The sequence below is a fragment of the Verrucomicrobiia bacterium genome (genome assembly GCA_019634635.1).
Taxonomy (GTDB): Bacteria; Verrucomicrobiota; Verrucomicrobiia; order Limisphaerales; family UBA9464; genus UBA9464.
Genome location: JAHCBB010000019.1, coordinates 1 through 19,270 on the forward strand (window position 1 = coordinate 1; position 19,270 = coordinate 19,270).

Below are 19,270 nucleotides of genomic sequence, written 5' to 3' on the forward strand. Positions count from 1 at the left end.
AGGTGCCGGCGTAAGCGTGGCCAGGTCGGTGAAGGCACCGGTGAGGGAAAGCAGGGGCGGCAGGGCCGCGGCGGGGGTGCCCCCGCGACGCAGTTTGTAGATGCGTCCCGCCGTGCTGCTGAGCTGGCACAGATACAGCTCGTTGTTGTGGTCCAATCCGAAGCCCGACAGGCCGGTATACTCATTTCCAGCGTTGGGGTCCCCGCTCTGAGGCAGGGTGCACAGAAACACCTTCCGCGCGGGTGTGCTCGACTCATCCAGTGCCCAGATGACGTTGGCAACATAGTCCCCAAAGATGTAGTGGCCGCCGAGTTCCGCGGCGAATTCCTGCCCGCGGTACACGTAGCCGCCGATGATCGCCGCGCCATCGCTTTGGGGATAGTCCAGGACCGGCCGCCGATTGATCCCCAAATAGGGCGGGATGAGGTCCCCTCGAAGACCCTCGATGCGATCCCACTGGAAGTTGACTCCCGGAGGATCGCCCGGCTCAATGATGTTCAGTTCGTCCCGGTCCCTCGCGCCCACATCCCCGATGAAGATCCTCCCGGTTGGGGGATCCACGGTCATCCGGTGAGGGCTGCGCAGGCCGATCGCGAAAAACTCCTCGAGCACCCCGGGCTGGCCAACGAATGGGTTGTCGTTAGGGATGAAGTAATTGGCCGTCACGCTGCCCGCCGGGAGCGGTTGCCTGGGAATGGGGTGACTGATGGTCCCGCCGCGCTGATCCACGTCAATGCGCAGCACTCCCGAGTGCAGGCTGTGATGGATGCGCTGGTTATGGGCGGAGATGTTGTCGTCACCATTCGTCAGGTAGAGGAACCCATCCCGAGGGTGGAAAAACATCCCACCGCCGTTGTGCCAGACGGTGTCCGAGACCTGATCTATGAGGATCACCGCGCTGCCGGGGACCGCGATGCCTTCTGCGTCGAGGGTATGGCGCTCCAGTCGGTCACGATTCGGGGTTGCACCCGTGGGGCGCCGGGTGGCGCTGCCCTGCACGGTGCCCGGAGGCACAAAGGTGTAATAGACGAAAAGATGCCGATTGGTCTCGAAGCCCGGGTGGTAGGCAATGCCCAGAAGGCCGGAGTCGCCCCAGCCCTGGCATTGGTTGGACAGATCGAGCACCAAGGTCCTCACCGTGGTGTCGGGATCGCTTGCGATCTGGTAGACGCGCCCCTCCCGCTCGTACACCGCCAGGTTGGAGGTGCCGGGCACGGGCAGGATGCCGATCGGGTTGAGGAAGGTCAGATTGGGAAAGGCAACCACCGCCGACCACGAACTGGAGAGGGTCGGCGCCACTGGGGGCATCCGGCCCCCGAGGAATTCGGAAAATGAGGGCCGTTGCTCCAACCCGTGGGCTGCCTCGGCCGCCAGCCCAAGCCAACCAAAGGCAAACAGGGCGGTGGCTTTGTTCAGGCACCCAAGCCAACGAACCTCCGCAAAACGGGAGTTGGTGAATCGTTTCCTTTGGACAGCCTCCGAAATGCCCTTGCACCGGCATTGGTTGCAGGTCCCCGGCGAAGTCCGGAGTTGGGACTTGGGATGGGGCTGGGGCTGGTTCACATAAATTGGGGTTGGGCTGGCGTGAATGACTGGAGAAAAACAGAACTGGACTAAACTTCAAGCGGAACGCGAAAAGGCTTGCATTCGATGCTATATCAGGTGTTGGAATTCTGTTCCGATGACGTGAGCGAAGCCATCGCGAGCCTTTGGCTGCCCGGAGTGCTATCCGACCGGGAATGGAGAGGGAGGCGTTTTGAAAGTTGTCCGAGATCTGGACGGCTTGCCGGCGTGACTCGCGGGTGATGGCGACAAGGCATGGCCCTGAGATTCAATGCGGCATGAGTCGCTCGGATTGTTCGAAGGAATTCTCACCTGCGGTTTCTGGGGAGGGCCGCTTCTGTACCCTGCAGGGCCGCATGGCTTCAAATCCGAATGCTGGGACACGCTCCCGCGCGTCCGTAGCCGCGTCCGCGACGCGTCTGCGGCGGGAAGCGTTGCATTCGGGACTGACCCTGTAGTTCCCCCGCGAGGCGGGTCTGCTGTTCAGGTGAGAATGGCCCGGATCACGTCGCCGTGAACGTCGGTGAGCCGGTAGTCGCGTCCATCGTGGCGGAAGGTGAGCTTCTCGTGGTCGAGGCCAAGCAGGTGGAGGAGGGTGGCGTGCAGGTCGTGCATATGGACCTTCCCCGTGACGGCGAGATGGCCGAAGTCGTCCGTGGCGCCCCAGGAAAATCCGGGCCTGACCCCGCCACCGGCAAGCCAGGTCGTGAAGCCGCCCGGATTGTGGTCGCGTCCCGTCCCGTTCTTCTCGGCATAGGGGGTGCGGCCGAATTCCGCTCCCCACCACACGAGGGTGTCCTCAAGGAGACCCCGCCGATCGAGGTCGGCGAGAAGTCCCGCCACGGGCTTGTCGGTGGCCCGGGCGTGGAAGGCATGGCGCGGGAGATCCGAGTGCTGGTCCCACCGCGGATTCGCGGTGTTGTCGCCATAGGTCACCTGGATGAAGCGGACCCCCGATTCGCAGAGCCGCCGGGCCACGAGACATTGGCGTCCAAACTCGTCGGTGGCGTCGTCTCCGATGCCATAGAGCCCGCGGGTGGCTTCGGATTCGTCGTCCAGATTCAGCAGTGCCGGCGCCGTGGACTGCAGGCGCCAGGCCAGTTCATAGGCCTGGATCACGGCCTCGGCGGCGTCGGATTCGGCGGCATGAAGCGCCTGTTCCCGGTTGAGACGTTGCAGGAGCTCGAACTGCCGGCGGCGGCCCGCCGGATCCGTGCCGGTCCCGGGGAGCGAGCGCAGGGCCATATCGCGGGCGGAGCGGCCGGCGACGCCGAAGGGGGTGCCCTGGTGGAGGGGCGGCAGGAATGCGGCTCCCCAATTGCGCGCCCCCCCGTTGCCCAGACTGGGGGAGAGCGTGACAAATGCAGGGACGTTGGCATTGGCGGTTCCAAGGCCGTAGCTGACCCAGGCACCGACGCTGGGCCGGATGAAGTTGGTGGAGCCGCAATGGAGGAACAGCGTGGCCGGGCCGTGGGCCACGCCCTCGGTCTGCATGCCGTGCAGGAAGCAAAGCCGGTCCACCCAGCGTGCGGTCTGCGGAAAGAGCTCGCTCACCCAACGGCCGCTGTCGCCATGCCGTGAGAACTTCCAGGGCGACCGCATCACCCGCTGACTGGACCCCGCCATCCCGGTGTTGGCGAACACACGGGCGTCGTCAAAGGGCATCTGCTCGCCGTCATGGCGGTCCAACAGGGGCTTGTAATCGTAGGTGTCCACCTGGCTGGGCCCACCCTGCATGAACAGGAAGATCACCCGTTTCGCGCGCGGACGCAGCCCGGGCAGGGGTTGCGCTCCGGATGCGCCGCGGGCGAGCCCCGTGATCGCGGCCAGCGCCAGGCCGCCAAAGCCGCAGGCCAGTTGACGCAGTGCAGTCCGGCGGGGAATGAGCGGTATCGGGCGCATGCAGCTCTAGTGGAGGTTCCGGAAGTCCACGGATCCCATCAAGGCATGGGCCAGTTCGGCCAGCGCCATTTCCGGTGGCAGGTCCTCCCGATGGAGGAACGCCGACGCCGTGTCGCGTTCCCCCGGGCTGGGCGGTCGCCCCAGCAGGGCGCGCCACAACCGTCCAACGGGATCCGCCGCCTCCCGAACGTGCTCCGCGGCGGCGGCGGCCTGTTCCAGGACGAAAGGGTGGTTGAGCAGGAAGAGCGCCTGGGGCGCGACGATCGCGCGCTCCCGGGCCCCGGTCACCCGGCCGGGATCCGCGAGATCGAATGCGGTAAGCGATTCCGGCAGCGCGTTTCGAAACATGGGCAGATAAACACTGCGCCAGGCCTCCGTGGCGACGTATCCATAATCCGCCGCAAGGCCTTCCGGGAAGGAGGATCCGGGCGGACCCGCCAGGTCGAGCTTGCCGGCGACCGCCAGCATCGAATCCCGCAAAACTTCCGCCTCAACCCGCCGCACCTGCCAGCGCCCCAGCCAGCGGTTCCCAGGGTCTGCCCGGAGCGAGGCCGCCACCGCCGGATCTGCCGGATCCCCCGAGCGTCGAAACGCGTGGGAGGTGACCAACCGACGGATCAGTCGCTTGCTGGACCAGCCGTCGGACATGAATTCCACGGCCAGGGTGTCGAGAAGTTCGGGATGGCTCGGGTGGTCTCCGGTGGTGCCGAAATTGTCCACCGAGGGCACCAGGCCCTTCCCGAAAACCCAGTGCCAGATCCGATTCACCCAGACGCGGGCGGTGAGCGGGTTCTCCGGATCCACCAGCCATGCCGCGAGTGATCGCCGGCCGCTGTCCGACGGGTCACATTCCGGGAAAGGGGTTTCGAAGGCCGCGGTCCACACCCCACGGGGGACGGCTTCGACGGGCTGACGCCAGTTCCCCCGGCGCAGGACCGGCAGGTTGGTTGCCCCGATGTCCGCCGGGGTCATCGCCAGGGGCCGCCGGGCTCCGGCCCGGGCGAGGGCCAATGCGGTTTCCAGGTCGGATACGGACGGTTCGTGAGGGTCCGGATCTTCCGGCAAATCGTTGGCGGAAGGGCCCGGAGCACCGCCGCGAGACCGGGCATCCTTGAGCGCAGCTTCCAGCCGCTTCACCTCCTGTGCGGCCGCCGCCCACGCCTCCTCCTCGGCCGGAGTTCCGGGCAACGGTTGTTCGGTCCACTCGGACACGTTGGCGTGGACCAGCGGGCGCATGCCGGAAAGGATTCCCGCCAGCGCGTGATAATCCCGGGCCGGTACGGGATCGAACTTGTGATCGTGGCAGCGGGCACAGGTGATCGTCTGCGCCAGGAACGCCTTGCTGAGCACATCGAGTTGCTCGTCGAGGACGTCCAGCTCCAACTGTCGCTTGTCCTGCTCCTCCAGGTTGGTGTCGCCAAGCATCCAAAAGGTGGTCGCGACCCGGCCGCGCCGCCGGTCCTCAAGCGTTTCCGCGGGATAGAGGTCCCCCGCCACCTGTTCGCGGACAAAGGCGTCGAAGGGGCGGTCGGCATTCCAACTGGCGATGACGTAGTCCCGGTAGCGCCACGCCTGCCGGAATGGAAATCCGCGCAGCGTCACGGAATCGGCATACCGCACGACATCCAGCCAGTGGCGGCCCCACCGCTCGCCGAAACGTGGTGAGGCCAGCAGGCGGTCCGTCAGGGTGGCCACGGGGTCCGGGGAATCGTCCTCCTCGAAGGCCTCCAGGGCCCCAGGGTCCGGGGGCAATCCGGTCAGGACCACGTACAAGCGACGGCACAGGGTGGCCCGATCCGCCTCGGGCGCGGGACGCAATCCCTCCGCCTCCAGGCGCGCCATCAGGAACCGATCCAACGAATCCTGGCAGGGCGTGGCGTTCACGAGGTCCGGTGGGCAGGTGGCCCGGGGCACCTGATAGGCCCAGTGCCCGATCGGGACGGCATCGGCTCCGCAAGACTGGAGGAGTCCGGCGGACAGAGCGACGGCGGTCAGACAACGAACCCAACGGACGGACACCCCTGCATCTAGGCCCTCTTGAACGACAAACTCAAGGCCCGGACGCCCGTGGGATCGGTGATTTTGCGGTTTTGCATGCCCTGGAGCCAGGGCTTGCTTCCCGGCGTGACTTGGGGGGGGGCGCGACGCAAGGTGTGCCTGCGTTTTTGCAAGGCATGAGTCATTCGAGTCGTTCGAAGGGATCCTCACCCGTGGTGTCGAGGTCGGGACGCTTTTCCGCCGGGCCGGCTGCGGAGGTGGCTGCCTTCTCGGAGTCCATCCATTTTGATTGGCGGCTGTGGCGGCAGGACATCCGGGGCTCGCTGGCCCATGCGGCGATGCTGGTCCGGATCGGGATCCTGACGCAGGACGAACTGGAGGCGATCCGGTCGGGCTTCCAGACCGTCGCGGCCGAGATCGAAGCGGGGACATTCCGATGGGATCCCGGGCTGGAGGATGTGCATATGAACCTGGAGGCCGCCCTGACCCGTCGGGTGCCTGCCGGGGCAAAGCTGCACACCGGGCGTTCCCGCAACGATCAGGTGGCGCTCGACATGCGGTTGTGGCTGCGGGACGAAATCTCCGCACTGCGCGGCGATATTGGAGGGTTGCAGCGGACGCTGGTGACCCTCGCCTCGGCGCATGCCCCGGTGTGGATCCCGGGGTACACCCATCTCCAGCGCGCCCAGCCGGTCTCCTTTGCCCACCATTGCCTGGCCTACGTCGAGATGTTGTCGCGGGACGACGAACGGCTCGCCGACGCCCTCAAGCGGGTGAATGTGTGCCCGCTGGGATCCGGAGCACTGGCTGGCAGCACCCTGCCGTTGGACCGCGAATTCGTGGCCGCCGAACTTGGATTCACCGACCCGTGCACCGGCCGCCCCTGCGTGGCCCGCAATTCCATGGACGCGGTGAGCGACCGGGATTTTGCGGTGGAATTTTGTGCCGCAGCGGCATTGCTGGCGGTTCACCTCAGCCGCCTCGCCGAAGATGTGATCCTCTGGGCGACCTCGGAGTTTGCGTTCATCAGGATTGGCGACGCATACACCACGGGCTCGTCGCTGATGCCGCAGAAGAAGAACCCGGATATCGCCGAGCTGACCCGCGGGAAGACCGGCCGGGTCGTTGGAAATCTCATGTCGCTGCTGACCCTGCTGAAGGGGCTGCCCATGACCTACAACCGGGACCTGCAGGAGGACAAGGAGCGGTTGTTCGATTCCGCGGACACGGTCCGGTCGTGTGTCCGGCTGATGGGGGCGATGCTGGCATCCACGGAGGTTCGGGCCGACGCCTGCCGGGCCGCGGCCTCGGATCCGCAGCTCCTGGCCACCGACCTTGCCGATTACCTCGTGCTGCGCGGCATGCCGTTTCGTGACGCCCATCATGTGGTGGGCGCCGTCGTGGCCCTTGCAGAGCGGTTGGGCCGGCCCCTGGACCGGTTGACAGTGGCGGAGCTCCAGTCGGTCTCGGAACGGTTTGGCCCCGATGCCCCCGGGGTCCTCGACTTGAAGCGGGCGATGTCGCGCCGCACTGCGACCGGGTCGCCGGGTGCTCGCGAAGTGGCCCGGCAACTGGCGGGGTGGCGACGCCGCCTGAAGTTGCCGCGCGGGTCGGCACGCACGCCGGGGCGATGATCGAGGTCTGGGATGCCGACCTTTCCGCGCCCCAGCTGCCGGATGTCCGGCTGGCGGCTTTGCTGTCTCCCGAAGAGCTGGCGAGGTGCGGCCGGTTCCATTTCGAACGGGATCGTGTGCGCTTTCTCCGGCGCCGGGCGTTTCGCCGGCTTTGCCTGGCTGCGCGTCTTGGGCTGGCTGCGCGCGACCTCGAGTTCCGCCTGGGAGCCCACGGCAAACCGGCAGTGGCGGGGGCGCCGGAGGACTTTGAATTCAACGACTCCGGGTCCGGTGCCCGGGCGCTCCTGGCGACATGCTTCGGGGGAAAGGTGGGAGTGGATCTGGAAGAGCACCGGCCCTTCGATGAAGACCTCGCCGCGGTGATCGGGCGGTTCGCATCGGACGAGCAGCACCAGCTTCTGGCGTGCGATCCGCTCCAGCGTGCGCCGCGCTTCTTCGAATGCTGGGTCCGGAAGGAGGCTTTTGTGAAGGCGGTCGGACTGGGACTCCACCTGCCGTTGGAGAGCTTCTCCGTGCCGGTTGCGCCCGATGCGGTCGCCGCTGCGGTCAAGTGGCCCGGGGATCCGGTAAGTGGACGACCGTGGTGGGTGACTTCGATCGAGCTGGGCGTCGGATGGTCCGCAGCCGTGGTGAGCGACCGGCCGGATTGCGTGCGCCGGACGCCGTGGTCCTGGCGGTGAACCGGCTCCGGCGCGAAACCGTCCGGGTTGGGGCCTGGCGACCCCGCCCGGCCCGCCAGCGGGGGCGGTGATCATTCACCCGACTCCGAACCGGTCGGCGGCGGTGGGCGGGTGGCGCCCGACGGCATTTCGCGCTCTTGGCTGGACGCGCACTCCCGCTACGGTCGGACCGCACGATGGACAAGCTCCTCCTGATTGATGACGAAGCGGACGTTCAATACAGCTTCCGGCGCATCTTCGATGCACCGGATCTGCAGTTGTTCACCGCGTCGAGCGGCGAGGAGGGCGTGCGGATGATCGAGCGGGTAAAGCCCGATCTGGTGATCAGCGACATTCGCATGACGGGCATGAACGGGTTGGAGACGCTTCGCCGCATCCGCCAGCTCGATCCCAAGATGCCGGTGCTGCTGATGACGGCCTACGGCACGACGCAGACGGCCATCGAGGCCATGAAGCTGGGTGCCTACGATTATCTGCTGAAGCCGTTTGATGTGCCCCGGCTGAAGGAACTGGTGGCCCGAGCCCTCAAGGCGGCACGGGAATCGCGCCAGGTGCCGGCCGCCCAGCCGATGCTGGAGGCCGAGGACTACGAGCTGGGGGTGATCGGGCGCAGCGAGGTGATGCAGAGCATCTTCAAGCTCGTCGGCCAGGTGGCGGCCACCGACGCCACGGCCCTGATCACCGGGGAAAGCGGCACCGGAAAGGAGTTGGTGGCCCGGGCGATCTATCAGTACGGCCGGCGGTCCGACCGGCCGTTCGTGGCCGTAAACTGCGCGGCAATCGCCGAAACCCTGCTGGAGTCGGAACTGTTCGGACACGAGAAGGGGGCCTTCACCGGTGCCACCGCGCAGCGCATCGGCAAGTTCGAACAATGCCACGGTGGAACGATCTTCCTCGACGAAATCGGCGACATGTCCCAGGCCACGCAGACCAAGATCCTGCGTGTCCTCCAGAATGGCACATTTGATCGCGTGGGCGGCAACCAGACGGTCCACGTGGATGTCCGCGTCATCGCCGCCACCAACCGACCCCTTGAGGAGGCGGTGGCCCGCAAGGAGTTCCGAGAGGACTTGTTCTACCGGCTCAATGTCGTGCGCATCCAGATGCCCCCATTGCGGGAGCGTCGCGAGGATATCCGTCTGCTGGTGGATTACTTCCTCCGGCAACTGGCCGGGCGCGAGGGGAAACCCGTATCCATCGGTCCTGGCACCCTGGAGGCCTTGGAGGCCTATTCCTGGCCGGGCAATGTCCGGGAACTGGAGAACGCCCTCCGGCGCGCCCTCGTGGTGGCCAAGGGACCCGTCCTGCTGCCGGGCGACCTGCCCCCGGAAATCGTTCCCCGCTCGGCGGACCTGGCGGCGGATCGCGCCGCCAGGCCGGCGTCGCCATCGGCGGCGGCCCCGCCCGCCGTGGGGAATCCGACCGTGGACGATCTGCCCGCACTGGCCGCATCCCTGTTTCGACATGCCCGGGCCGACACCCGGTTGAAGGTGATCCCGGCGGTGGAACGGGTGTTGATCATCGAGGCGCTGAAGGAAACCCGGGGCAATCAGGTGCAGGCGGCCCGCCTGCTGGGCATCACCCGGGCCACCCTGCGCAAGCGCGTCGAGAAGTTTGGCATCCGCCAGGAGCTCGCAGTGAACTGAGCCGGTCCGGTCCCGCCGTGATCTCATGAGCGTCCCGATTCTCTCCGTGGCCGAGATGCGCGCCTGGGAACAGGCCACCTGGGCGGCCGGTGTGGCGCCGGACGCCGTGATCCGGCGGGTCGGCGAGCGGGTGGTCGCGCGGCTTCGCGGACTGCGCCGCCCCGGGGATCGCGTCCTCGTACTCGCCGGTCGCGGCAACAACGGGGCCGACGCAAACGCGGCTGCGGCGCACCTGCCCGTGGAGTCCACCGAGGTGCTGCCGCTTGCGGATCCCGCTGCGGGGTGGCCCGCCCTGCAAGCGGCGCTCGCTAGACGCCCGCAATGGATCCTGGACGGGTTGTTCGGCATCGGACTCAACCGTCCGCTCGACCCCGGATGGCAGCGCTGCCTTCATGCGATCAATGGGTCCGGTGCCCGCATCGTGGCGGTGGACGTCCCGTCGGGCCTCGATGCCGACACGGGGCGCGACTGGGGGGCGGTCCTCCGGGCCTCGCGAACCCTTACCATTGGGGCTCCAAAGCGCGGCTTGCTGGCGCCGTCCGCATGGGAGGTGGTCGGAGCGCTGGAGGTGCTCCGTGATGTGGGACTGACCGGGGAACCTTCGGGCTCGGACGATCGGGACTGGGTGTTGCCGGAGGATTTTCGGGACTGGCCGCCGGACCGGCCGGTATCTGCGAACAAGGGACTCTTTGGGAGGGTGGTCGTTCTTGCCGGGTCGGTGGGGTACTCGGGCGCTGCCGTTCTGGCCCTTTGGGGGGCGTCGCGGGCGCGTCCGGGCCTGCTGTCAGCGCTGGTACCCGAGGCGGTGCATGGCGCGGTTTCGGCCGCTGTGCCCGTCGCCATGGTCCATCCTTTCATGCCCCGGCATCCGATCCTCGCCGAGGCCACGGCCGTGCTCGTCGGACCCGGGCTGGCGGCGAAGCCCCCGGCGGTGGATGTCCATGCTGAAGTCCTCCGGTTGTGGCGTGAGTTCCCCGGGGTCGTGGTCGCGGATGCCAGTGCCCTGGACTGGCTGTCCGACGCGGGGCCCGAGGTTCCCGGTGCCGGCCCCCGGGTGATCACCCCCCACCCTGGGGAAATGGCGCGACTGCTGGGGACTTCCGTGGCGACGGTGCAGGCCGACCGTCCCGCGGCACTGAGGGCGTTTGCCGGGCGGGGACCTGTTTGGGTGGTCCTCAAGGGCCATCAAACCCTCGTGGGCGGGGCGCAGGGCCGGTTGCTGGTGAATTCCACCGGGAACCCGGGGCTGGCGCAGGGCGGTTCCGGGGATGTGCTGGCGGGTTTTCTGACGGGCCTGCTGGCGCAGCCCCGTCTCCAATCAGACCTGAGGCGCACGCTGGCCCTTGGCGTTTGGGAACACGGCCGGACGGCGGACTTTTTGGAAGCCCGAAGCCGCAATTGGACCGCGACGGAGCTTGCGGATGCCATCGGAGGGGATGCCGAACCGGGTGCATCGGCGCCCCCTAAAGAAATTCCAACGAAATCTTGCGCCGCCGGCAGGTCCCCGTAGGCTCCCCCTCTCGCGACCGCGGGGTGGAGCAGCCCGGTAGCTCGTCAGGCTCATAACCTGAAGGTCCCAGGTTCAAATCCTGGCCCCGCAACCAGTCTTCGGCCGTCCCGTCACCGGGACGGCCGTTTTTTGCTGCCGCCTCTGGGAATCCGGCAAATCGCGAAGCGAGGTTCGAGGTTTACTCGGTGACCAACCGGTAGAACCGGACGGATTCGGATGTCGGAAGCTCGACGGCGAGCACGGCCGCGCCCAACTCGTCCAGCGTGACCGAACCCGTCGGGGTCCAGGGCCCCTCAATGGACGGCGCGGATTCCACGAGTGCATCCCCATGTCGGGCTCCGCGCAGGACGATGGAGAGGCGGGATTCGCCGGGTGGCAGGAGCGCCGTTGCGACGGCGGGGACGTGGGTGACGGCGAGTTCGATTTCATCCCCCTTCCGCTCGACCTCCACGAGACGGTAGCGGGTGCCGGCACCGGTGCCGGGCGCCTTGTCCGTGAACCCATAGACCTGCGAGCGTTCGCTGGAGCCCAACGCCGGGATCAGCTGCGAGGTCAACCGCTCCCAGGCGCCCGAAGGGGTGCCCCGCTCCACGTGGAAACCGAGCGTGTCCACCTCCACGAGGGTCTCCCAGGTCAATTGCACCTCACCGGACGCCGTCGCGGCACTGCGGAAATGCGCCAGTCGGGCCGCGGTGGGTGGCAACTGCGGGATGGCAACCACGGCCTCATCGAGCACCGAGGTGGTGGCATTCAGGCCGGTGGTGAGGACCCGCGCACGCGCGCGGATGCTTCCCGTTGCCGGCAGCGTCACCCCCGTCAAGGCCCAACCCCCGGGGATTCGGTGACCGGGCCCCAGAAGCGTCCAAGTCGTCCCCTCATCCGCCGAGTGCTCAAACCACGCATACGCGGCCTCCGGACGCGTTCCCTGGCGGTGCCATTCCACCCGTGTCGCACTTGGGATGGCCATGGAGTGGGTCCCGGGGTCGTTGATCAGGCGGGAAATGCGATACTGTGAGACACCGTTCACCTGCTCAAAATCCCCCGTGATGATGATCTGGCCACTGACTTCAAGCACGGCATTCCGGACGTCGCCCGGACTCGTTGCCGGGGCGAAGGTGGAATCCATGGCACCGTCCGGCAGCAGGCGAAGGACCGTGGATCCCCGGGAGGTGCCATCCGCGTCCTTCCGGATGGTTGTCGCAAGAATCCCTCCATCCACCTGCAGCACAAGGCTGCTGGTCATGACGTCACTCCCCAAACCCGGAGCAAATCCGGCATCGAGGGATCCATCGGCATGGAATCGGACCAACCTGTAACGAGTGCCGCCTTCTTCGGTGGTGGAGCCGGCCGCCACGATTTTCCCGTCGGCCTGGATCGCGAGGGCGTGGATGCCGCCGTCGAGTCCGGGGGCCGGCACAAACGCGGCGTCCAACGTTCCATCGGGGTGCAGGCGGGCGATCTGGTTCCGAGGGATCCCGTCGAAGGAGTCAAAGAGGCCGCCAATGATGATCTTGCCGTCGTCCTGAAGGCCCATGCAGAAGATCGTCCCGTTGGCTCCGGTCCCGGGTAGAAAAGTTGCGTCCAGGCTGCCGTCCGCCTTGAGCCGGGCGATGCCGGCCGTCCGGCCGTTCGGCGTCTCGGCGCCATCCCCGGCGACGAGAATGCGTCCGTCCCGCTGAAGGACCATGCCCAGGATCGGCGCAGCGACCCCGTGGATGGCCGTTGACGTCACAAAATTGGCGTCTTCAGTCCAAAATCCGAGGGGGTGGCGGACCAACCGGATGATTCCGGAGTCAACGAAGGAATTCGGGTCCGGCGGCTGAAATCCCCATCCGCCACCGAAGGCCGATATCAATCCGCCATCGGCCTCGAAAGCGAGGATGCGGCCCCCGACGCCGCCTGTTCCGTGAAAATCAAAGCGCTGTCCACTGGAATCAAGTGTGATCGTATCCAGGTAGTAGTCGTACGTGTTGTAATCACCATCAACATCATACCACTGCAAAACAACCAAGCCACCGATGAGGACCGATCCATCACCGAGACCGATGGCGCTATAGACCTCGGCCATTCCGCTACTAAGCAAGTCCCCCGTGCGAAAACCGGTATTCACATCACCGGCCTGCACCGTTGAGGTGAGCGTCACATCGTTGCCATCTCCGCCCCGGTAACTGATCGTCAGATGCTCGCTTTCCGTGCCCGGGGCCTTAAGCCGCGAACCTTCCGGCAGCCCGTCAAAGGAGCCCAAGACGTCGCCGTCTCCGTCATTGCGGATGATCACAAAGGTCCTCTCGAGGTCCTGAAACCAGGGAGTGGACAGCGCAAGCGTTGCACCGCCCAGGCTCACAGTGCCGCTGACCCTGAGTTGATCGTGATCGGTGCCCCCCCCATGGGGTTGCAACTGGATGGCTAGCACCGCGCCCTCCTGAAGGGCCAGGTCGCCCAAATCCAATGTGCCGGGAACGGCTCCGGCGGACAGCTTGGATCCCGCCGGAACCTCCAACGCCCCGGCAACCATCCCATGCCCCTGCAACTCCTGCCCGGGGGAGAGGACAAGCCGTCCGTCGGACAGCCCGGTGACGTCCAGCACGGCCCCGTGTTGAATCGTCAGCCGCGCAGAGGCTTGGAGCGGGTTGTGCGAGGGGTGGACGAGCGCCAGGACGCCGCCGGAAACGCTCGTTTCGCCCTGGTGGGTATTGGCTTCGGACAGCGTCAGAGCGCCGATCCCCAGCTTGCGCAGATACATCCCTCCGGCCAGGGGTCCTGCCTGAATCACGGGACCCTGTGTTTCAATGGTCAGTCCACCCGAGATCAGAGCCTCATGAAGCGTGAACCCGTCGGGATCCACCAACGTCACCGTGGAACCGGCACGGAGGGTGAGGGTATCGGCGCCGGTTCCGCTCTGAATCACAAGGTCGGGCAGGATGGCGGCGAAGGCTTCCACGGCGATCGTGTCCTCTCCCGGACCGCAGCGGATGATGATCTGCGAAATCCCCGCCAGCGGAAAGCTCCCCGACGATCCGAGGACCGGATCCACGGAGGCGGTGTGAAACATTCGTCCCGGCGCGGTGAACTCAATATGTCCCGGAGCAGGTTCCCGGACCGTCAACGAACCGCCTGATCCTGTGTTATCCGTGACGAGGATGATGCCACTGGCGACGGCCACGTTGAAATCGGAGGGGACCACCGGAAGACTGAAATCCAGCGTCTGCTCGACCAGTCCCCAGTCGCTTGATCCAATGCGCGCTCGGGCTCGAAGCGTCCCGGAGGTGGGCAATGTGGCCTCCTCCAGGGCCCAGCCTCCGGGGCACCGGATCCCGGGTCCGAGATGGGTCCAATTGGATCCACTGTCGGTGGAGAGCTCAAACCAGACCTGCGTGGTTTCCGGAGCGGTACCTCCCCGCAGCCAGTCCACCCGCGTCGTGTTGGGTATCACGAGATTCTGGGTGGCCGGATCGTTGAGCAGCCTTGCGGCCCCACCGGTGAGCCAGTTGTATGGTCCCGAGGGAAACGCGCTGGAAGCGATGATCCTGCCGTCCGCCTGGAGGATGGGATTTGTGTGACTCCCGGTTCCCGAGTCAAAACTCGGGTCCACGGTGCCGTCTGGAAACAACCGCAGGATTCGGTTGACCCGACGGCCGCGGACTTGGAAGACAGCGGAGACCAGGAGGTTCCCATCCGCTTGTGCCGCCACGACGGAGCTGTACTGCTCGAATCCTTCCTGATCTCTGACGGAAGATGTGAATTCCAGATCGGGATGGCCATTGGGGAGCAGCCGGATCAGTGTGAATTCTGCGGCCCCACCCGGAGGCTTCGGATCCTGGTGGTCGTAGATCCAACGGCGCCCGCAGACCAGTATCCTTCCATCAGCCTGCACAAGCATGGAGGAGACCTTATCGGCGATGCCGGCCGTCTGGGGATCAAATCCCGTGTCCAGGGACCCATCCGCGTTCAAACGGGCGATGCCGCTGCGGGGGGCCCCGTTGAAATTGTCGAAGTATCCACCGACCAGGATTCGCCCATCCTCTTGAACCAACAGCCTGTGAATGGTCGCCTTGTCCTCGATCCCATAGGACAGCACCGGGCCGAACCCCGCATTGAAACTGTGATCCAGGCTTCCATCGGGATGGATTCGGGCGACCCCGTTCCGCGGTGTGTGCGACACATGGTCAAAGTTGCCCGCAATGAGAATCTTCCCGTCGGTCTGCACGGCAATGGCCGTCAGGCCAAGGGATCGAATCGTCTGATAGTTACCCAGCTCCAAATCGAATTCCGTGTCCAGAGTGCCGTCGGGATGGAGCCGCGCCAACCCTTCAAATGCCACTTTGGAGAAGCTTGGGGCGTCACTGCGAACGACCTCCGCACTGACGAGAGACTTTCCGTCCGGAAGCAATGCCATGTGGGACCCTCCAATGGATCTGAACGCGGGAATTCCTGACGGACGGGTGAATTCGGCATCCACGGTTCCATCCGGGTTCCGCCGCTCCAATCCCCCAACCGCTCCGACCCATAGGACCTTGTGGTCCGCCTGAACGGCCGCACTGGAGTAGCCAATGCGGTGCCCCCCCAGATCGCTGGTTCCAGCGGCGACTCCTGCGATTCCAAAGGAGGGGTCCAGACGGGCATCCGCCCGGGTCAGCAGGGAGCCCCCTCCATCCATCTCCGTCTCGACCGCTTGTGAGCCCGCGCCAAACCAAAGTTCGATCCGGGTCCCCGGATGCGAAAGGATGTACTCGGGTGACGAAACCAACACCAGCAGCGCTGCAACCTTGTCCCGGTTGCCGGCGTCTGCAGGGTCGTCGAAGAAGGGGCCTACCCAGACCTTTCGGACGCTGAAACGTTCCAATTCGGCGAGTTCAATCGGGGCAGCCGCATCCTTCAGGAATTCCTGCGCTCCCACGCTGCTCAAATCAATCTGGGCGGGATCCACGTCGAATTCGACGATCAGGCGATCGGACCCACCGCCCTCAGCAATCGCGACAACGGATCCCTGCTGAATGGCTAATTGCGGATTCGTTTCATTCAGGGGAAACTGGTCCGTGTACAGCCGCCCGGTAACATCGGTGACGGCGTAGACGAATGTTCCCGGGGGGGTGGAAGCCGTTGCGGAGGCTCCGTCCGGCAGAAGGAACGATCCCTCCAAGGACCACGAGAAAAATGGGTCCCCGAACTCGGCTGGCGGGGGCTCAGGGTTATCCGCGACAGCCCATCTGGCGTGGAGTTCTCCATAGACGGCGACGGCGTGGGCTGGTGCGATGGCGAACAGGAGGATGCCCAGAAGGGCGGCTGGAAGGATCGGGCTCTTTTTCATGGGGCGGGCGTACGTTGTTGGGCGCGTCGTGGTGCGGGAGTTCGCGGGGTGACACCGCCGGGAGCGGGGACGGAATCCACGGTCGGGACCGTGGAGATCTCCCTTCCGCAGCGCTCTTGTGATTCACGATCCGTCGGGCATAAAGCGACGACGGCAACGTGCACCGGTGCCGCATCTCCGGCCACACGGATCTTGGCGGCTCCACCACAAAAACTGCACAAGCTTGCGCCGGCTGCGGAGGCTCACCGCTGTGGACGGATGAAGTGACGAACTCTGCGTTTGCCCCGCGGATTCCGCGACCGCGCGGCCTACTTGCCTTCTGGGTTCCGGCTGTATTGCAAGTGTGGAGTCGCTGACCATCGGGCCGGAAGGGACCGTTCACTGGGGAGATTCGGAGCGACCCGATTCGTTGCCCTTCGAGTCGTTGACCGTCCAAAATGGCGGTGTGCTGGTGCCTGGCGGGGCGCTGACGCTCAACGTCGCGGGGGATGTCCGAAATTTCGGCCAGATTTTGTCCAAACCCCGAGGCAAGGAGTCCGCCGGTGGGCCGGCCGGCATGGCCCCCCCCGGATTGGACCAGGCGTCCCCGGAGCAGCGGGTGGGCGGCGGCGGAAGCCTTGGAGAACGTACGTCGTGCTGGAGGATGTCTTCGACCCGGGCTGGCGGCGGTGGTCGGCAGCAGTTGAAAGCGTTTTTTGACCGATTTCTATTGCCGAATCAGGCCGATGTGGTAACACGCGTGAACAGTCCGTTTGCTTCCTCCCAAAAATCATGAAAACCAATCTGTCCAAAACGATGCGACCCACCACCCGTTCATTTACCGCTCCGGCACTTGGTACCATTTCCCTCCTGGCGGGTCTTTCCCTGTCCGGAGCGACCGTGGATCTTCAGAACGCAACGGCGACCTTTTCCCAGACCTATTTCGACAATTTCTCGGTCGCCACTGCGATCAACGGAACGTCGGGCGATGGCCTGGGGTGGGCGATCTACGATGGTGACGAGCAGTTTGGGACGACGTCACCCCAGACGGCGGTTTTCGAGACCGGGCTGGATGTTGGGGCTCCGGGTGGGAGCTACCTGGACTTCACGTTGGAGTTTAACAATTGGAATCCGTACCACTTGCTTGGAAGCTTTCGGCTTTCGGCAACCACGGATTCCAGGGCATCGTTCGCGGACGGCCTATCTTCCGGAGGCGATGTGACGGCCAATTGGACCATCCTGAATGTCGTTTCCGTGGGTTCCATGAATGGGACGACGCTAACCGCGCAGGGCGATGGCTCTGTTTTGGCGTCCGGAGACCTCCCGGCGACGGACACCTACACGGTCCGGACCTCGACCAGCCTGGTGGGCATCACCGGGTTCCGATTGGAGGTTCTGGCAGATCCGACACTTCCGACCGACGGTCCGGGACGCCAGCCGCAGAATGGCAACTTTGTGCTCTCCGAGTTTTCGGTCGCGTTGACAGCAATCCCGGAGCCTCGCGAAACCGCCCTGGTTGCTGGACTGCTGGGAATTGGCGGCTGGCTCGTCCGCCGGCGCCGCGCGTAAGACGGAGGCGAAAGCCCGGCGCTGACATTGAGCGTCAATCGGTTCAGGCTCCCGAAAGGAATGCCCGTACCGGAACCGATCGTCCTTTGGGGTGCCACCGGACAAGCACGAGTGCTCGCAGATTTTCTGCCGGAACTCGGGTTTGTCATTGAGGCGCTGATGGATCGCGACCCGGGGGTGCCATCCCTCCTGCCTGGCGTCCCGGTCTTCCGGGTCGAGGGGGCCTTCCGGGACTGGTTGCGCGCACGTCCAACTCCGCCTGCGGCGCTGGTGGCCATCGGTGGGGATCGCGGTGGCGACCGCCTGGGGAACCAGCAGTGGCTCCGGGACGTCGGGTGCCGGTTGGTGACGGCAATCCATCCGCGGGCGATCGTTGCGGCGACTGCGCAAGTGGGCGCCGGCTCCCAGGTGCTGGCGGGCGCCGTGGTGGGGCCCGGTGCGGCTCTGGGCGAGGGCGTGATTGTGAACACCCGGGCCGGGGTGGATCATGAATGCCGTATTGGCGACGGGGTACATATCGCCCCAGGGGCAACCCTCTGCGGACTGGTGGTGGTGGGTGCCCTGACGTTCCTTGGGGCGGGAGCCGTGGTGCTGCCGCGGGTTCGAATCGGCGCCGGCACTGTGGTGGGTGCCGGGGCGGTGGTGACCCGGGACCTGCCGGACAACGTCGTTGCCTACGGCCAGCCGGCGAGGATCATCCGGACCCGACCGCTTCCGCTCGCCTGATGAACGCGCACGATCCCAAGAATCCCGAGTTGATTGCCCGCATGGCCGCAGACGGCACGCTTCGGCAGTTGTCCCGCCAGTGGTTCGACCGCAGTTGCGAGTACCGTTACTCCTACAATTTCCGCTGGATGGGCCGGCCGATCATTCAATACCCGCAGGACATGATCGCGATGCAGGAAATCCTGTGGGAGGTCCGACCGGATGTGGTGATCGAGACCGGGATCGCGCACGGTGGCTCGCTGGTGTACTACGCGTCGCTGCTGGAATTGATCGGCGGGCCGGGCCGGGTGATCGGAGTGGACATCGAGATCCGGCCCCACAATCGGGTCGCGATCGAGACGCATCCGATGGCCCGGCGGATCACCTTGGTGGAGGGATCCTCGGTGGCATCCGACGTGGTGAACGAGGTCCGGAGGCTGGCCGCCGGAGCCCGCACCGTCCTGGTGGTGCTCGACTCCAACCATTCCCATGCGCACGTGCTGCAGGAACTGGAGGCCTATGCCCCCCTGGTGACCCGGGGCAGCTACCTGGTGGTGTTTGACACCGTGGTGGAGGACATGGACCCGGCGCTCGTTGCGGGGCGTCCCTGGTCCCGTGGCGACAATGCCAAGACCGCGGTGCACGCGTTCCTGCAAACCACAAAGCGATTTGAGGTGGACCGCGAGCTGGAAGGAAAACTGCTGCTGACCGTCGCGCCGGACGGTTATCTCCGGCGTGTCGCCGACTGAACCCCGCGCAGAGCCTACCTGTTTGAC

Annotated in this window: 11 protein-coding genes and 1 tRNA gene; 8 read left to right on the forward strand and 4 right to left on the reverse strand. The window is 65.8% G+C overall.

All coding sequences use genetic code 11. The annotated features are described in order from the left end of the window. The 3 genes from KF791_13285 to KF791_13295 all read right to left on the reverse strand — a co-directional run. On the reverse strand, positions 1-1,308 hold a 1,308-nt coding region (locus KF791_13285; protein MBX3733556.1), incomplete at its 3' end, for a PQQ-dependent sugar dehydrogenase. 738 nt (positions 1,309-2,046) lie between these two features. After that, positions 2,047-3,465, reverse strand: coding sequence for a DUF1501 domain-containing protein (locus KF791_13290; protein ID MBX3733557.1), 1,419 nt, complete (start codon positions 3,463-3,465; stop codon positions 2,047-2,049). A gap of 6 nt (positions 3,466-3,471) precedes the next feature. Then, the gene (locus KF791_13295; GenBank protein MBX3733558.1) at positions 3,472-5,349 is read right to left on the reverse strand and encodes a DUF1553 domain-containing protein; all 1,878 of its coding nucleotides are present in this window, start codon (positions 5,347-5,349) and stop codon (positions 3,472-3,474) included. 290 nt (positions 5,350-5,639) lie between these two features. On the opposite strand from KF791_13295, the gene argH reads away from it, so the two are divergent. From argH to KF791_13320, 5 genes are all read left to right on the forward strand, one after another. Beyond that, entirely contained in the window at positions 5,640-7,097 is a 1,458-nt protein-coding gene (gene argH, locus KF791_13300) for an argininosuccinate lyase (GenBank protein ID MBX3733559.1), read from the forward strand. Next, positions 7,043-7,777, forward strand: a complete 735-nt coding sequence (locus KF791_13305; GenBank protein ID MBX3733560.1) for a 4'-phosphopantetheinyl transferase superfamily protein — start codon at positions 7,043-7,045, stop codon at positions 7,775-7,777. The genes argH and KF791_13305 overlap by 55 nt, the downstream gene beginning before the upstream one ends. A gap of 176 nt (positions 7,778-7,953) precedes the next feature. After that, positions 7,954-9,423 (forward strand): sigma-54-dependent Fis family transcriptional regulator, encoded by a 1,470-nt coding sequence (locus KF791_13310; protein MBX3733561.1) that lies wholly within the window; start codon positions 7,954-7,956, stop codon positions 9,421-9,423. Positions 9,424-9,448: 25 nt separating this feature from the next. Further along, positions 9,449-10,933, forward strand: coding sequence for an NAD(P)H-hydrate dehydratase (locus tag KF791_13315; protein ID MBX3733562.1), 1,485 nt, complete (start codon positions 9,449-9,451; stop codon positions 10,931-10,933). 17 nt (positions 10,934-10,950) lie between these two features. Continuing rightward, a tRNA-Met gene (locus KF791_13320) sits at positions 10,951-11,027 on the forward strand. A gap of 84 nt (positions 11,028-11,111) precedes the next feature. On the opposite strand, the gene KF791_13325 is transcribed toward KF791_13320, so the two are convergent. Beyond that, positions 11,112-16,241: a hypothetical protein gene (locus tag KF791_13325; protein MBX3733563.1), complete on the reverse strand. Its 5,130-nt coding sequence runs from the start codon at positions 16,239-16,241 to the stop codon at positions 11,112-11,114. A 771-nt stretch (positions 16,242-17,012) separates the two neighbouring features. Between KF791_13325 and KF791_13330 the strand changes: the two genes are divergently transcribed. From KF791_13330 to KF791_13340, 3 genes are read left to right on the forward strand one after another with little or no spacing between them, the layout of a single operon-like run. After that, a complete protein-coding gene (locus KF791_13330; protein MBX3733564.1) occupies positions 17,013-17,789 on the forward strand; it encodes a hypothetical protein in 777 nt (258 codons plus the stop codon). A 60-nt stretch (positions 17,790-17,849) separates the two neighbouring features. Then, positions 17,850-18,515, forward strand: a complete 666-nt coding sequence (locus tag KF791_13335; GenBank protein MBX3733565.1) for an acetyltransferase — start codon at positions 17,850-17,852, stop codon at positions 18,513-18,515. Continuing rightward, the gene (locus KF791_13340; protein MBX3733566.1) at positions 18,515-19,243 is read left to right on the forward strand and encodes a cephalosporin hydroxylase family protein; all 729 of its coding nucleotides are present in this window, start codon (positions 18,515-18,517) and stop codon (positions 19,241-19,243) included. Before KF791_13335 ends, KF791_13340 begins: the two co-directional genes overlap by 1 nt. The last annotated feature ends 27 nt before the right edge of the window (positions 19,244-19,270 follow it).

Excerpts from the sequence above, each read along its gene's own strand:
- KF791_13335 (MBX3733565.1), top strand. The coding sequence starts at position 17,850 with ATGCCCGTACCGGAACCGATCGTCCTTTGGGGTGCCACCGGACAAGCA.
- KF791_13310 (MBX3733561.1), top strand. The coding sequence starts at position 7,954 with ATGGACAAGCTCCTCCTGATTGATGACGAAGCGGACGTTCAATACAGC.
- KF791_13330 (MBX3733564.1), top strand. The coding sequence starts at position 17,013 with ATGAAAACCAATCTGTCCAAAACGATGCGACCCACCACCCGTTCATTT.
- KF791_13290 (MBX3733557.1), bottom strand. The coding sequence starts at position 3,465 with ATGCGCCCGATACCGCTCATTCCCCGCCGGACTGCACTGCGTCAACTG.
- argH (MBX3733559.1), top strand. The coding sequence starts at position 5,640 with ATGAGTCATTCGAGTCGTTCGAAGGGATCCTCACCCGTGGTGTCGAGG.
- KF791_13325 (MBX3733563.1), bottom strand. The coding sequence starts at position 16,241 with ATGAAAAAGAGCCCGATCCTTCCAGCCGCCCTTCTGGGCATCCTCCTG.
- KF791_13315 (MBX3733562.1), top strand. The coding sequence starts at position 9,449 with ATGAGCGTCCCGATTCTCTCCGTGGCCGAGATGCGCGCCTGGGAACAG.
- KF791_13340 (MBX3733566.1), top strand. The coding sequence starts at position 18,515 with ATGAACGCGCACGATCCCAAGAATCCCGAGTTGATTGCCCGCATGGCC.